A 13,341-nucleotide genomic window follows, 5' to 3' on the forward strand; every position below is an offset into this window, starting at 1 on the left:
CTCGTCCGCCGACGGTTGCAGGTTATTCGCGAAACTGACTGCGCGGCATAATATTGACCGTTTCGTGCAGCTCCGACCATACCAGCACCGCTTCTCCGCACTGTAGCTGGCGTTTGACGTCGGCGACTTTCTGTTCAAGTGTACGCTCATGTTCACCATAATCGGTGCCTTCACGTAACACAAAGCTTTCAATTAAATTTTCCAGCGTTTCGGGGGAGAGGTCTTGCCACGGAATCAACATGATTTCGCCTCCAGATACGTTGTTAACCAGTCAGGAATGCGTGACTCCAGCCACATTTGCGGATGAAGTAATGTACCGCCAATAAAGCCAACATGACCGCCATGTTCAGTCAGTTGATACTCCACCTGCGGGGGGAGACTTTCCGGTTTCGGGATCACCTGATGATCCATAAACGGATCGTCTTTGGCGTGAATAATCAGCGTCGGTTTGGCGATCCGGTTCAGCATCGGCATGGCGCTACACTGACGATAATAGTCGATAGCGTCGGCGTAGCCGTGAATTCTGGCGGTGATTAGATCGTCAAATTCACGGATGCGACGTACCGATTTTAACTGCGCGAGATTAATCGGCAGCGTTCCGGGGTAGGCTGCCAGCTTGCGCGCGGCATTGGCTTTTAACAGGTTCAGCAAGTAACGCTGATAAACGCGGGAAAAGCCCTTTTCCATATGATAGCTACAGGCTTCCAGCATAAACGGCGCAGAGACAATCACCGCCGCATCAACCGGGAGATCATTGCCTTCCTTTGCCAGCAAACAGGCCAGCATATTACCGCCGAGCGAATAGCCGACGGCAGCCGTTGGCGCATGACCAAATTCGCGTTGCAGCCAGCGTAAAAACCAACTGGCGTCTTCGGTTTCGCCCGAATGGTAAATGCGGTGCATACGGTTTGGTTCACCGCTGCATCCGCGAAAATGCATCACCACGCCCAGCCAGCCGCGCTTTTGCGCCGCCTCAACCAGACCGTGGGCGTAAGGGCTATTGAGACTGCCTTCCAGCCCGTGAAATACCACTAAACGCGGTTTATGCCGCGCCTGTGCTGGGGCTTCACTCCACGCGAGATCGACAAAATCGCCGTCGGGCAACTCCAGCCGCTGCCAGTACGGGGTGAATTTCACCTTGCGACGAAACAGACGCGGCAGCATGGTTTGCAGATGACAATTGCTAAAGCCGCGCATAGGGGTGAATTCAGCACTGCTGCTGAATTCATTGGCATCGGTCGTCGTTATCTGCGCCATCAGTTGCTTTGGCCTTCCAGCAACATCTGCTCAAGCTGCTCCTGGGCTTCCAGCCACGCCATTTCGCACTCTTCCAGGCCGGATTTGGCGCTGGCTTGCTGTTGCAGGCAGGCGGTCAACTCCGCTTTACGGCTCTGGTCATACAGTTCGCTGTCGCCGAGTTTCTCTTCCGCCTGCGCCAGTTGCGCGTTCAGCTTCTCCATCTCTTTTTCCAGACGGGCAATCTCTTTACGCAGTGGCTGGGTTTGCGCACGCAGCTCCGCTTCCCGGCGCTTCTGATCTTTACGTGCCTGGGCGCTGTTCGCGTTCTCTTTTGGCGCTTCGTCGGCCTGGTTTTCCTGCTTTTGTACGTCGCTCAACCACTGTTGATAATCTTCCAGATCGCCGTCGAACGGTTCGACTTTACGATCGTGAACCAGGTAGAGATCGTCAGTGGTGGAACGCAGCAAATGACGGTCGTGCGAAACGACAACCAGCGCGCCTTCAAACTCGATTAATGCTTCGGTGAGTGCCTGACGCATGTCGAGGTCAAGGTGGTTAGTCGGTTCGTCGAGCAGCAGCAGATTCGGACGCTGCCAGACGATTAATGCCAGCACCAGGCGGGCTTTTTCCCCACCTGAGAAGCGGCGCGTTTCTTCGGTTACTTTATCGCCCTGGAAACCAAAGCCGCCGAGGTAGTCACGCAGTTTTTGTTCCAGCTCCTGCGGCGCTAAACGTGCCAGATGTTGAATAGGTGATTCGTCGGCGCGCAGGTATTCAAGTTGATGCTGGGCGAAGTAGCCGAGCTTGATCCCTTTCGCCAGACCAATTTCACCGCTGACTGGCGCAAGTTCACCGGCTAACAGTTTGATTAATGTCGATTTACCCGCGCCGTTGCGGCCTAACAGACCAATGCGCGAGCCGGGCACCAGGTTCAGTTTAATCGAGTCGAGAATAATGCGATCGCCATAGCCCGCGCTGACTTTTTCCATCTTCAGTAACGGATTTGGCAGGCTTTCCGGCGCGCGGAAGCTAAAGCGGAACGGGTTGTCGACGTGCGCGGGGGCAATCAGCTCCATACGCTCGAGCATCTTAATGCGGCTCTGGGCCTGCTTCGCTTTGGTGGCTTTGGCACGGAAACGGTCGATATAACTTTGCAGATGCGCTACGCGTTCCTGCTGGCTTTCATACATCGCTTGTCGCTGCGCCAGACGGGTGGCGCGCTGTACTTCAAACGAACTGTAGTTGCCGGTGTACTCGAACATGCTTTGTTGTTCGATATGAATAATTTTATCAACGATCGGATCGAGGAAGTCGCGGTCGTGAGAGATCAGGATCAGCGTGCCCTGATAGCTCTTCAACCATTTTTCCAGCCAGATAACGGCATCGAGATCGAGGTGGTTAGTCGGTTCGTCGAGCAGCAGCAAGTCTGAACGGCAAATCAGCGCCTGGGCAAGGTTAAGACGCATACGCCAGCCACCGGAGAAATCACTTACCGGGCGCTCCAGTTGTTCATTGCTGAAACCGAGGCCGTGCAGCAGGCTGGCAGCACGGGAGCGAATACTCCATGCGTCAATAGCATCCAGCTTGCCATGAATGGTCGCAATGGCGTGCCCGTCGTTACGTTCGTTGGCGTCGTGTAGCTGCGCTTCTAGTTGACGATATTCACGGTCGCCGTCAATGACATATTCCAGCGCCGCTTGCGGTAACGCCGGCGTTTCCTGATTCACCCACGCCAGTTGCCAGCTTCCCGGAAAGGTGTAGCTGCCGCCGTCGGCGCTGATTTCATTTTTCAGCAATGCCAGCAGGGTAGATTTACCACAGCCGTTTTTACCCACCAGGCCGACTTTCTGCCCAGGGTTGATGGTGGCGGTGGCATTATCCAGCAGGACGCGCACGCCGCGACGAATTTGTAACGAGGAGAAAACAATCATAAGGTGCCGTATGTTCAGACTATGTTAACTTATCATTATGATAATGTAATGTATGGGCGAGCTGCCGCACCGGGCGCAATGGTAGCCCAAAACAGCGACTATACACAAAAACCATACCGGGAGGGGGATGATGTCTCAGCCAGCGAAAGTTTTGCTGCTGTATGCCCATCCGGAATCTCAGGACTCGGTGGCAAACCGGGTACTGCTTAAACCGGCCACGCAGCTCAGCAATGTTACCGTGCACGACCTTTACGCGCACTATCCCGATTTTTTTATTGATATCCCCCGTGAGCAGGCATTACTGCGCGAGCACGAGGTGATTGTCTTTCAGCATCCTCTTTATACCTATAGCTGCCCGGCGCTACTGAAAGAGTGGCTGGACCGGGTATTAAGTCGTGGTTTTGCCAGCGGGCCGGGAGGAAACCAACTGGCGGGAAAGTACTGGCGTAGCGTGATTACCACCGGCGAGCCGGAAAGTGCTTACCGTTATGACGCGCTGAATCGCTACCCGATGAGCGATGTGCTGCGCCCCTTTGAACTGGCGGCGGGCATGTGCCGGATGCATTGGTTAAGTCCCATCATTATTTACTGGGCGAGACGGCAAAGCGCACAGGAGCTGGCGAGCCACGCCAGAGCCTACGGTGACTGGCTGGCAAATCCGCTGTCTCCAGGAGGCCGCTGATGGAAGGTTCCGATTTTTTACTCGCAGGAGTGCTGTTTCTCTTCGCGGCGGTGGCTGCGGTGCCGCTGGCATCGCGGCTGGGTATTGGCGCTGTGTTGGGATATTTGCTGGCAGGGATTGCAATTGGCCCGTGGGGGCTGGGGTTTATTAGCGACGTCGATGAGATCCTCCACTTTTCGGAACTCGGCGTGGTATTCCTGATGTTTATCATCGGCCTTGAGTTGAATCCCTCCAAACTTTGGCAACTGCGGCGTTCGATTTTTGGCGTAGGCGCGGCACAGGTGCTGTTAAGCGCGGCGTTGCTGGCGGGATTATTGATGCTGACGGATTTCGCCTGGCAGGCGGCGGTGGTCGGTGGCATTGGCCTTGCGATGTCTTCAACTGCAATGGCGTTGCAATTGATGCGTGAGAAAGGGATGAATCGCAGCGAATCCGGCCAGTTAGGTTTCTCGGTACTGCTGTTTCAGGATCTGGCGGTGATCCCGGCACTGGCGTTAGTGCCGTTGTTGGCGGGGTCGGCAGACGAACATTTCGACTGGATGAAGATCGGCATGAAGGTGCTGGCGTTTGTCGGCATGCTGATTGGTGGGCGCTATTTACTGCGTCCGGTATTCCGCTTTATTGCAGCTTCTGGCGTGCGGGAAGTGTTCACCGCCGCGACGCTGCTGCTGGTGTTGGGTTCCGCATTGTTTATGGATGCGCTGGGGCTGTCGATGGCGCTCGGTACATTTATTGCGGGCGTGCTGCTGGCGGAAAGTGAATATCGCCATGAACTGGAAACGGCTATCGATCCCTTTAAAGGCTTGCTGCTCGGTTTGTTCTTTATCTCTGTCGGCATGTCGCTCAATCTCGGGGTGCTTTATACCCATCTGTTGTGGGTAGTGATAAGCGTGGTTGTGCTGGTGGCGGTGAAAATTCTCGTGTTGTATCTGCTGGCGCGATTGTATGGCGTGCGTAGCTCAGAGCGGATGCAGTTTGCTGGCGTGTTGAGTCAGGGCGGCGAGTTTGCCTTTGTCCTCTTTTCTACCGCTTCTTCGCAACGCTTATTCCAGGGCGACCAGATGGCGCTGTTGCTGGTGACGGTGACGCTTTCCATGATGACCACGCCGTTGCTGATGAAGCTGGTGGATAAATGGCTATCCCGCCAGTTTAACGGACCGGAAGAAGAAGACGAAAAACCGTGGGTCAACGATGATAAACCCCAGGTCATTGTCGTGGGCTTCGGGCGTTTTGGTCAGGTGATTGGTCGTTTGCTGATGGCAAATAAAATGCGCATTACCGTGCTGGAGCGGGATATCAGCGCCGTTAACCTGATGCGTAAATACGGCTACAAAGTTTATTACGGCGACGCCACGCAGGTCGATCTTTTACGTTCTGCGGGTGCAGAGGCCGCTGAGTCTATCGTGATCACCTGTAACGAACCGGAAGACACCATGAAGCTGGTGGAAATATGCCAGCAGCACTTTCCGCATTTGCATATTCTTGCGCGAGCGCGCGGACGTGTGGAAGCGCATGAGTTATTACAGGCAGGGGTGACGCAGTTTTCCCGTGAAACATTCTCCAGTGCGTTAGAGCTGGGGCGCAAGACGCTGGTCACGCTTGGCATGCATCCGCATCAGGCGCAGCGGGCGCAACTGCATTTTCGCCGCCTGGATATGCGGATGCTGCGAGAGCTCATCCCAATGCATGCCGATACTGTACAAATTTCTCGCGCCAGGGAAGCCCGACGCGAACTGGAAGAGATTTTCCAGCGTGAAATGCAACAAGAACGACGCCAGCTGGACGGCTGGGATGAATTTGAGTAGAGGGTAAAGATGGCAATCCGAAAACGTTTTATTGCGGGCGCAAAATGCCCGGCCTGTCAGGCACAGGATTCAATGGCGATGTGGCGCGAAAATAATATTGATATTGTTGAATGCGTTAAGTGCGGACATCAGATGCGAGAAGCAGACAAAGAAGCCCGCGATCACGTTCGCAAAGATGAGCAAGTGATCGGGATTTTTCATCCGGACTAGCGATATGCGCCGAGTTTTTTTAAGCTAGTGAGTACACGGCTGCAGAATTCCGCTACAATCTGCGCCACTATTCTTCCCATGCTCAGGAGATATCATGAAAGTAGCAAAAGACCTGGTGGTCAGCCTGGCCTATCAGGTACGTACAGAAGACGGTGTGTTGGTTGATGAGTCTCCGGTGAGTGCGCCGCTGGACTACCTGCATGGTCACGGTTCCCTGATCTCTGGCCTGGAAACGGCGCTGGAAGGTCATGAAGTTGGCGACAAATTTGATGTCGCTGTTGGCGCGAACGACGCTTACGGTCAGTACGACGAAAACCTGGTGCAACGTGTTCCTAAAGACGTATTTATGGGCGTTGATGAACTGCAGGTAGGTATGCGTTTCCTGGCTGAAACCGACCAGGGTCCGGTACCGGTTGAAATCACTGCGGTTGAAGACGATCACGTAGTGGTTGATGGTAACCACATGCTGGCCGGTCAGAACCTGAAATTCAACGTTGAGGTTGTGGCGATTCGTGAAGCGACCGAAGAAGAACTGGCTCATGGTCACGTTCACGGCGCGCACGATCATCACCACGATCACGACCACGACGGTTGCTGCGGCGGTCATGGCCACGATCACGGTCATGAACACGGTGGCGAAGGCTGCTGTGGCGGTAAAGGCAACGGCGGTTGCGGTTGCCACTAATACCGAAAAAGTGACAAAAAAGCGGGGAATCCCCGCTTTTTTTACGCCTCAATAATGTGGCGGTGGCGTTTCTTCAGCCTGCGACGCGATGTTCGACGGCTGGCTGGCTTTTAACTTCTCGGTCAGCAGACGCAGATGATCGCGCAGTTTCGCCATCTCCATTTCATGAGCGGTCACCGTGACGTTCAGTTCTTCAATGGTGATTTCCTGAAAAGCCAGTCGGCTCTCCAGCTCTGCCAGGCGTGCTTCCAATGATAAATCCTGCATGATTCACCTCTTTTGTCGAATGGTCGCCGCGGATTCTACTTAACTTTGCTGCCCGAGACAGCACTCATTTCGCGGTCATCGAAACTAATTTAAACAAAAAGAGTCTGAAAATAGATGATAATAGGGCGTGTCTGTATGTAGATTTGTTCGACAACGCTTTATAGTACCCTTCTGATAATAGTTAACCCTGGGGTGAGATGCCCCGATCCTGGAGATATGGATGAAATCACTGTTTAAAGTAACGCTGCTGGCGACCACAATGGCCGTTGCCCTGCATGCACCAATCACTTTTGCTGCTGAAGCTGCAAAACCTGCTACAACTGCTGACAGCAAAGCAGCGTTCAAAAATGACGATCAGAAATCAGCTTATGCACTGGGTGCCTCGCTGGGTCGTTACATGGAAAACTCTCTAAAAGAACAAGAAAAACTGGGCATCAAACTGGATAAAGATCAGCTGATCGCTGGTGTTCAGGATGCATTTGCTGATAAGAGCAAACTCTCCGACCAAGAGATCGAACAGACTCTGCAAGCATTCGAAGCTCGCGTGAAGTCTTCTGCTCAGGCGAAGATGGAAAAAGACGCGGCTGATAACGAAGCAAAAGGTAAAGAGTACCGCGAGAAATTTGCCAAAGAGAAAGGTGTGAAAACCTCTTCAACTGGTCTGGTTTATCAGGTAGTAGAAGCCGGTAAAGGCGAAGCACCGAAAGACAGCGATACTGTTGTAGTGAACTACAAAGGTACGCTGATCGACGGTAAAGAGTTCGACAACTCTTACACCCGTGGTGAACCGCTTTCTTTCCGTCTGGACGGTGTTATCCCGGGTTGGACAGAAGGTCTGAAGAACATCAAGAAAGGCGGTAAGATCAAACTGGTTATTCCACCAGAACTGGCTTACGGCAAAGCGGGTGTTCCGGGGATCCCACCGAATTCTACCCTGGTGTTTGACGTAGAGCTGCTGGATGTGAAACCAGCGCCGAAGGCTGATGCAAAGCCGGAAGCTGATGCGAAAGCCGCAGATTCTGCTAAAAAATAAGCATTAAGAATCGCCGCCTGACCAGGCGGCGGTTTTTTTATTACAGGCCGGATATAATTAGTGCTGGAAAGCGGAACCTCCGCTGTATTAATTTAGTTACCCGCATCATTAATGAGCCTGCCCTGAAAAGTTAACGACAGGCTCCTGAAAAGGAGTGTTTTTTTTCATGTCCAGGTCGCTTTTAACCAACGAAACCAGTGAGTTGGATTTACTGGATCAACGTCCTTTCGACCAGACCGATTTTGATATTCTGAAATCCTACGAAGCGGTGGTGGACGGGTTAGCGATGCTTATTGGCTCCCACTGTGAAATCGTTTTGCACTCTTTGCAGGATCTAAAATGTTCAGCCATTCGCATTGCTAACGGTGAACATACCGGCCGGAAGATTGGTTCGCCAATTACTGACCTGGCGCTACGTATGCTGCACGATATGACGGGAGCGGATAGCAGCGTTTCTAAATGCTACTTTACTCGCGCCAAAAGCGGCGTATTAATGAAGTCCCTGACTATCGCGATTCGTAACCGCGAACAGCGTGTAATTGGTCTGCTGTGCATCAATATGAATCTTGATGTTCCCTTCTCGCAGATTATGAGCACTTTTGTGCCGCCAGAAACCCCGGATGTCGGTTCAAGCGTCAACTTTGCCTCTTCTGTTGAAGATCTGGTTACCCAAACGCTGGAGTTCACCATCGAAGAAGTGAATGCCGATCGCAATGTTTCTAATAACGCCAAAAATCGTCAGATTGTGCTGAATCTCTACGAGAAAGGGATCTTCGATATTAAAGACGCGATCAACCAGGTTGCTGACCGCCTGAACATCTCCAAACACACTGTCTATCTCTACATCCGCCAGTTCAAAAGCGGTGATTTCCAGGGGCAAGATAAGTAATGCGTTTTGCCATCGTGGTGACCGGGCCAGCATACGGTACGCAACAGGCGAGTAGTGCTTTTCAGTTTGCGCAGGCGCTGATAGTAGAAGGTCATGAGTTAAGCAGCGTCTTTTTCTATCGGGAAGGGGTCTATAACGCTAACCAATTGACCTCACCGGCAAGTGACGAATTTGACCTTGTGCGCGGCTGGCAACAGTTGAATGCGCAACATGGTGTGGCGCTGAATATCTGCGTAGCGGCAGCGTTACGCCGCGGTATCGTCGATGAAACTGAAGCAGGAAGGCTGGGGCTGGCTTCGTCAAACCTTCAGCCGGGATTTACCTTAAGCGGACTTGGCGCGCTGGCGGAAGCCTCGCTGACCTGTGACAGGGTGGTACAGTTCTGATGAAACGAATTGCGTTTGTTTTTTCTACTGCACCTCATGGTACAGCTGCTGGTCGGGAAGGTTTAGATGCTTTACTGGCAACTTCCGCATTAACTGACGATCTGGCCGTCTTCTTTATTGCTGATGGCGTTTTTCAGCTGCTGTCAGGACAAAAGCCCGATGCAGTGCTGGCGCGTGATTACATTGCCACTTTTAAATTGTTGGGTCTGTACGACATTGAACAGTGCTGGGTTTGTGCGGCTTCACTGCGCGAACGCGGGTTAGATCCGCAGACACCCTTTGTTGTCGAAGCCACGCCGCTCGAAGCAGATGCCTTACGCCGCGAACTCGCCAACTACGATGTTATTTTGAGGTTTTGAGGCGTTTATGCTGCACACGTTACATCGTTCACCCTGGCTGACGGATTTTGCTGCGCTGCTGCGTCTGCTCAGTGAAGGAGACGAACTGCTATTATTGCAAGATGGCGTAACTGCCGCAGTTGACGGTAACCGCTACCTTGAAAGTCTGCGTAATGCCCCCATTAAGGTCTATGCCCTGAACGAAGACCTTATTGCCCGCGGTTTGACTGGTCAAATTTCGAACGACATCATTCCCATTGACTATAATGATTTCGTCAGACTTACGGTTAAGCACTCCAGCCAGATGGCCTGGTGATGGCGGGATCGTTGTATATTTCTTGACACCTTTTCGGCATCGCCCTAAAATTCGGCGTCCTCATATTGTGTGAGGACGTTTTATTACGTGTTTACGAAGCAAAAGCTAAAACCAGGAGCTATTTAATGGCAACAGTTAACCAGCTGGTACGCAAACCACGTGCTCGCAAAGTTGCGAAAAGCAACGTGCCTGCGCTGGAAGCATGCCCGCAAAAACGTGGCGTATGTACTCGTGTATATACTACCACTCCTAAAAAACCGAACTCCGCGCTGCGTAAAGTATGCCGTGTTCGTCTGACTAACGGTTTCGAAGTGACTTCCTACATCGGTGGTGAAGGTCACAACCTGCAGGAGCACTCCGTGATCCTGATCCGTGGCGGTCGTGTTAAAGACCTCCCGGGTGTTCGTTACCACACCGTACGTGGTGCGCTTGACTGCTCCGGCGTTAAAGACCGTAAGCAGGCTCGTTCCAAGTATGGCGTGAAGCGTCCTAAGGCTTAATGGTTCTCCGTTAAGTAAGGCCAAACGTTTTAACTTAAATGTCAAACTAAACTCGTAGAGTTTTGGACAATCCTGAATTAACAACGGAGTATTTCCATGCCACGTCGTCGCGTCATTGGTCAGCGTAAAATTCTGCCGGATCCGAAGTTCGGATCAGAACTGCTGGCTAAATTTGTAAATATCCTGATGGTAGATGGTAAAAAATCTACTGCTGAATCTATCGTATACAGCGCGCTGGAGACCCTGGCTCAGCGCTCTGGTAAATCTGAACTGGAAGCATTCGAAGTAGCTCTCGAAAACGTGCGCCCGACTGTAGAAGTTAAGTCTCGCCGCGTTGGTGGTTCTACTTATCAGGTACCAGTTGAAGTCCGTCCGGTTCGTCGTAATGCTCTGGCAATGCGTTGGATCGTTGAAGCTGCTCGTAAACGCGGTGATAAATCCATGGCTCTGCGCCTGGCGAACGAACTTTCTGATGCTGCAGAAAACAAAGGTACTGCAGTTAAGAAACGTGAAGACGTTCACCGTATGGCCGAAGCCAACAAGGCGTTCGCACACTACCGTTGGTAATCCCTTCGGAGTTTTAGTCACCAGGCGGGCGCTTCCAGTAAGCAGCCCGCTTTGGGCTACTTAAATTGAACGCCTAAAAGATAAACGAGGAAACAAATGGCTCGTACAACACCCATCGCACGCTACCGTAACATCGGTATCAGTGCGCACATCGACGCCGGTAAAACCACTACTACCGAACGTATTCTGTTCTACACCGGTGTAAACCATAAAATCGGTGAAGTTCATGACGGCGCTGCAACCATGGACTGGATGGAGCAGGAGCAGGAACGTGGTATTACCATCACTTCCGCTGCGACTACTGCATTCTGGTCTGGTATGGCTAAGCAGTATGAGCCGCATCGCATCAACATCATCGACACCCCGGGGCACGTTGACTTCACAATCGAAGTAGAACGTTCCATGCGTGTTCTCGATGGTGCGGTAATGGTTTACTGCGCAGTTGGTGGTGTTCAGCCGCAGTCTGAAACCGTATGGCGTCAGGCAAACAAATATAAAGTTCCGCGCATTGCGTTCGTTAACAAAATGGACCGCATGGGTGCGAACTTCCTGAAAGTTGTTAACCAGATCAAAACCCGTCTGGGCGCGAACCCGGTTCCGCTGCAGCTGGCGATTGGTGCTGAAGAACATTTCACCGGTGTTGTTGACCTGGTGAAAATGAAAGCTATCAACTGGAACGACGCTGACCAGGGCGTAACCTTCGAATACGAAGATATCCCGGCAGACATGGTTGAACTGGCTAACGAATGGCACCAGAACCTGATCGAATCCGCAGCTGAAGCTTCTGAAGAGCTGATGGAAAAATACCTGGGTGGTGAAGAACTGACTGAAGCAGAAATCAAAGGTGCTCTGCGTCAGCGCGTTCTGAACAACGAAATCATCCTGGTAACCTGTGGTTCTGCGTTCAAGAACAAAGGTGTTCAGGCGATGCTGGATGCGGTAATCGATTACCTGCCATCCCCGGTTGACGTACCTGCGATCAACGGTATCCTGGACGACGGTAAAGACACTCCGGCTGAACGTCACGCAAGTGATGACGAGCCGTTCTCTGCACTGGCGTTCAAAATCGCTACCGACCCGTTTGTTGGTAACCTGACCTTCTTCCGTGTTTACTCCGGTGTGGTTAACTCTGGTGATACCGTACTGAACTCCGTGAAAGCTGCACGTGAGCGTTTCGGTCGTATCGTTCAGATGCACGCTAACAAACGTGAAGAGATCAAAGAAGTTCGCGCGGGCGACATCGCTGCTGCTATCGGTCTGAAAGACGTAACCACTGGTGACACCCTGTGTGACCCGGATGCGCCGATCATTCTGGAACGTATGGAATTCCCTGAGCCGGTAATCTCCATCGCAGTTGAACCGAAAACCAAAGCTGACCAGGAAAAAATGGGTCTGGCTCTGGGCCGTCTGGCTAAAGAAGACCCGTCTTTCCGTGTATGGACTGACGAAGAATCTAACCAGACCATCATTGCGGGTATGGGCGAACTGCACCTCGACATCATCGTTGACCGTATGAAGCGTGAATTCAACGTTGAAGCGAACGTAGGTAAACCGCAGGTTGCTTACCGTGAAACTATCCGCCAGAAAGTTACCGATGTTGAAGGTAAACACGCGAAACAGTCTGGTGGTCGTGGTCAGTATGGTCATGTTGTTATCGACATGTACCCGCTGGAGCCGGGTTCAAACCCGAAAGGCTACGAGTTCATCAACGACATTAAAGGTGGTGTAATCCCTGGCGAATACATCCCGGCCGTTGATAAAGGTATCCAGGAACAGCTGAAAGCAGGTCCGCTGGCAGGCTACCCGGTAGTAGACATGGGTATTCGTCTGCACTTCGGTTCTTACCATGACGTTGACTCCTCTGAACTGGCGTTTAAACTGGCTGCTTCTATCGCCTTTAAAGAAGGCTTTAAGAAAGCGAAACCAGTTCTGCTTGAGCCGATCATGAAGGTTGAAGTAGAAACTCCGGAAGAGAACACCGGTGACGTTATCGGTGACTTGAGCCGTCGTCGTGGTATGCTCAAAGGTCAGGAATCTGAAGTTACTGGCGTTAAGATCCACGCTGAAGTACCGCTGTCTGAAATGTTCGGATACGCAACTCAGCTGCGTTCTCTGACCAAAGGTCGTGCATCATACACTATGGAATTCCTGAAGTATGATGAAGCGCCGAGTAACGTTGCTCAGGCCGTAATTGAAGCCCGTGGTAAATAAACCTAAGGGTTAATACCAAAGTCCCGTGCTCTCTCCTGAAGGGGAGAGCACTATAGTAAGGAATATAGCCGTGTCTAAAGAAAAATTTGAACGTACAAAACCGCACGTTAACGTTGGTACTATCGGCCACGTTGACCACGGTAAAACTACTCTGACCGCTGCAATCACCACCGTACTGGCTAAAACCTACGGCGGTGCTGCTCGTGCATTCGACCAGATCGATAACGCGCCGGAAGAAAAAGCTCGTGGTATCACCATCAACACTTCTCACGTTGAATACGA

17 protein-coding genes are annotated in these 13,341 nt (G+C 52.1%); 13 read left to right on the forward strand and 4 right to left on the reverse strand.

Annotated elements, in window-relative coordinates; translation table 11 throughout:
• Nucleotides 1-22 precede the first annotated feature (22 nt).
• From RTW80_RS05480 to RTW80_RS05490, 3 genes are read right to left on the reverse strand one after another with little or no spacing between them, the layout of a single operon-like run.
• Nucleotides 23-241 carry a YheU family protein gene (locus RTW80_RS05480; RefSeq protein WP_000907085.1) on the reverse strand — a complete coding sequence of 73 codons (219 nt, stop codon included), beginning with the start codon at nucleotides 239-241 and terminating at the stop codon, nucleotides 23-25.
• On the reverse strand, nucleotides 235-1,257 hold the full coding sequence (locus tag RTW80_RS05485) for a hydrolase (RefSeq protein ID WP_000057379.1): 1,023 nt from the start codon (nucleotides 1,255-1,257) through the stop codon (nucleotides 235-237). The genes RTW80_RS05480 and RTW80_RS05485 overlap by 7 nt, the downstream gene beginning before the upstream one ends.
• Nucleotides 1,257-3,170: an ABC transporter ATP-binding protein gene (locus tag RTW80_RS05490; RefSeq protein ID WP_032247290.1), complete on the reverse strand. Its 1,914-nt coding sequence runs from the start codon at nucleotides 3,168-3,170 to the stop codon at nucleotides 1,257-1,259. Before RTW80_RS05490 ends, RTW80_RS05485 begins: the two co-directional genes overlap by 1 nt.
• A 130-nt stretch (nucleotides 3,171-3,300) precedes the next feature.
• Between RTW80_RS05490 and kefG the strand changes: the two genes are divergently transcribed.
• From kefG to slyD, 4 genes are all read left to right on the forward strand, one after another.
• Nucleotides 3,301-3,852 (forward strand): glutathione-regulated potassium-efflux system ancillary protein KefG, encoded by a 552-nt coding sequence (kefG, locus tag RTW80_RS05495; protein WP_001297514.1) that lies wholly within the window; start codon nucleotides 3,301-3,303, stop codon nucleotides 3,850-3,852.
• Complete coding sequence (gene kefB / locus RTW80_RS05500; protein ID WP_000399122.1) at nucleotides 3,852-5,657, forward strand: glutathione-regulated potassium-efflux system protein KefB; 1,806 nt, start codon at nucleotides 3,852-3,854, stop codon at nucleotides 5,655-5,657. Before kefG ends, kefB begins: the two co-directional genes overlap by 1 nt.
• A 9-nt stretch (nucleotides 5,658-5,666) precedes the next feature.
• Nucleotides 5,667-5,867: a YheV family putative zinc ribbon protein gene (locus tag RTW80_RS05505; RefSeq protein ID WP_001007730.1), complete on the forward strand. Its 201-nt coding sequence runs from the start codon at nucleotides 5,667-5,669 to the stop codon at nucleotides 5,865-5,867.
• 94 nt (nucleotides 5,868-5,961) lie between these two features.
• The gene (gene slyD, locus RTW80_RS05510; RefSeq protein ID WP_000861334.1) at nucleotides 5,962-6,552 is read left to right on the forward strand and encodes a peptidylprolyl isomerase; all 591 of its coding nucleotides are present in this window, start codon (nucleotides 5,962-5,964) and stop codon (nucleotides 6,550-6,552) included.
• Between the two features lie 48 nt (nucleotides 6,553-6,600).
• On the opposite strand, the gene RTW80_RS05515 is transcribed toward slyD, so the two are convergent.
• Nucleotides 6,601-6,819, reverse strand: coding sequence for a protein SlyX (locus RTW80_RS05515; protein WP_001153615.1), 219 nt, complete (start codon nucleotides 6,817-6,819; stop codon nucleotides 6,601-6,603).
• A gap of 220 nt (nucleotides 6,820-7,039) precedes the next feature.
• On the opposite strand from RTW80_RS05515, the gene fkpA reads away from it, so the two are divergent.
• The 9 genes from fkpA to RTW80_RS05560 form a co-directional block, all read left to right on the forward strand.
• On the forward strand, nucleotides 7,040-7,852 hold the full coding sequence (fkpA, locus tag RTW80_RS05520; RefSeq protein ID WP_000838261.1) for an FKBP-type peptidyl-prolyl cis-trans isomerase: 813 nt from the start codon (nucleotides 7,040-7,042) through the stop codon (nucleotides 7,850-7,852).
• Between the two features lie 166 nt (nucleotides 7,853-8,018).
• Nucleotides 8,019-8,741 (forward strand): transcriptional regulator, encoded by a 723-nt coding sequence (locus RTW80_RS05525; RefSeq protein ID WP_000091466.1) that lies wholly within the window; start codon nucleotides 8,019-8,021, stop codon nucleotides 8,739-8,741.
• Nucleotides 8,741-9,127, forward strand: coding sequence for a sulfurtransferase complex subunit TusD (tusD, locus tag RTW80_RS05530; protein ID WP_001209710.1), 387 nt, complete (start codon nucleotides 8,741-8,743; stop codon nucleotides 9,125-9,127). The genes RTW80_RS05525 and tusD overlap by 1 nt, the downstream gene beginning before the upstream one ends.
• Nucleotides 9,127-9,486: a sulfurtransferase complex subunit TusC gene (gene tusC / locus RTW80_RS05535; protein ID WP_000820720.1), complete on the forward strand. Its 360-nt coding sequence runs from the start codon at nucleotides 9,127-9,129 to the stop codon at nucleotides 9,484-9,486. Before tusD ends, tusC begins: the two co-directional genes overlap by 1 nt.
• Nucleotides 9,487-9,493: 7 nt before the next feature.
• Entirely contained in the window at nucleotides 9,494-9,781 is a 288-nt protein-coding gene (gene tusB / locus RTW80_RS05540; protein WP_063119144.1) for a sulfurtransferase complex subunit TusB, read from the forward strand.
• Between the two features lie 125 nt (nucleotides 9,782-9,906).
• Nucleotides 9,907-10,281: a 30S ribosomal protein S12 gene (rpsL, locus tag RTW80_RS05545; protein ID WP_000246815.1), complete on the forward strand. Its 375-nt coding sequence runs from the start codon at nucleotides 9,907-9,909 to the stop codon at nucleotides 10,279-10,281.
• Between the two features lie 96 nt (nucleotides 10,282-10,377).
• On the forward strand, nucleotides 10,378-10,848 hold the full coding sequence (gene rpsG, locus RTW80_RS05550; protein ID WP_001138043.1) for a 30S ribosomal protein S7: 471 nt from the start codon (nucleotides 10,378-10,380) through the stop codon (nucleotides 10,846-10,848).
• Nucleotides 10,849-10,944: 96 nt separating this feature from the next.
• The gene (gene fusA, locus RTW80_RS05555; protein WP_000124700.1) at nucleotides 10,945-13,059 is read left to right on the forward strand and encodes an elongation factor G; all 2,115 of its coding nucleotides are present in this window, start codon (nucleotides 10,945-10,947) and stop codon (nucleotides 13,057-13,059) included.
• Between the two features lie 70 nt (nucleotides 13,060-13,129).
• Nucleotides 13,130-13,341 (forward strand): GTP-binding protein (locus RTW80_RS05560; protein WP_000031661.1); only part of this gene is annotated, 212 nt, incomplete at its 3' end.

The sequence above is a fragment of the Escherichia sp. AM3 genome, assembly GCF_032029835.1.
In the GTDB taxonomy this organism is placed as follows: domain Bacteria; phylum Pseudomonadota; class Gammaproteobacteria; order Enterobacterales; family Enterobacteriaceae; genus Escherichia; species Escherichia coli.

Excerpts from the sequence above, each read along its gene's own strand:
- fusA (WP_000124700.1), top strand. The coding sequence starts at position 10,945 with ATGGCTCGTACAACACCCATCGCACGCTACCGTAACATCGGTATCAGT.
- tusD (WP_001209710.1), top strand. The coding sequence starts at position 8,741 with ATGCGTTTTGCCATCGTGGTGACCGGGCCAGCATACGGTACGCAACAG.
- RTW80_RS05480 (WP_000907085.1), bottom strand. The coding sequence starts at position 241 with ATGTTGATTCCGTGGCAAGACCTCTCCCCCGAAACGCTGGAAAATTTA.
- RTW80_RS05525 (WP_000091466.1), top strand. The coding sequence starts at position 8,019 with ATGTCCAGGTCGCTTTTAACCAACGAAACCAGTGAGTTGGATTTACTG.
- tusC (WP_000820720.1), top strand. The coding sequence starts at position 9,127 with ATGAAACGAATTGCGTTTGTTTTTTCTACTGCACCTCATGGTACAGCT.
- RTW80_RS05505 (WP_001007730.1), top strand. The coding sequence starts at position 5,667 with ATGGCAATCCGAAAACGTTTTATTGCGGGCGCAAAATGCCCGGCCTGT.
- fkpA (WP_000838261.1), top strand. The coding sequence starts at position 7,040 with ATGAAATCACTGTTTAAAGTAACGCTGCTGGCGACCACAATGGCCGTT.
- rpsL (WP_000246815.1), top strand. The coding sequence starts at position 9,907 with ATGGCAACAGTTAACCAGCTGGTACGCAAACCACGTGCTCGCAAAGTT.
- RTW80_RS05515 (WP_001153615.1), bottom strand. The coding sequence starts at position 6,819 with ATGCAGGATTTATCATTGGAAGCACGCCTGGCAGAGCTGGAGAGCCGA.
- RTW80_RS05485 (WP_000057379.1), bottom strand. The coding sequence starts at position 1,257 with ATGGCGCAGATAACGACGACCGATGCCAATGAATTCAGCAGCAGTGCT.
- RTW80_RS05490 (WP_032247290.1), bottom strand. The coding sequence starts at position 3,170 with ATGATTGTTTTCTCCTCGTTACAAATTCGTCGCGGCGTGCGCGTCCTG.
- tusB (WP_063119144.1), top strand. The coding sequence starts at position 9,494 with ATGCTGCACACGTTACATCGTTCACCCTGGCTGACGGATTTTGCTGCG.
- kefG (WP_001297514.1), top strand. The coding sequence starts at position 3,301 with ATGTCTCAGCCAGCGAAAGTTTTGCTGCTGTATGCCCATCCGGAATCT.
- kefB (WP_000399122.1), top strand. The coding sequence starts at position 3,852 with ATGGAAGGTTCCGATTTTTTACTCGCAGGAGTGCTGTTTCTCTTCGCG.
- slyD (WP_000861334.1), top strand. The coding sequence starts at position 5,962 with ATGAAAGTAGCAAAAGACCTGGTGGTCAGCCTGGCCTATCAGGTACGT.
- rpsG (WP_001138043.1), top strand. The coding sequence starts at position 10,378 with ATGCCACGTCGTCGCGTCATTGGTCAGCGTAAAATTCTGCCGGATCCG.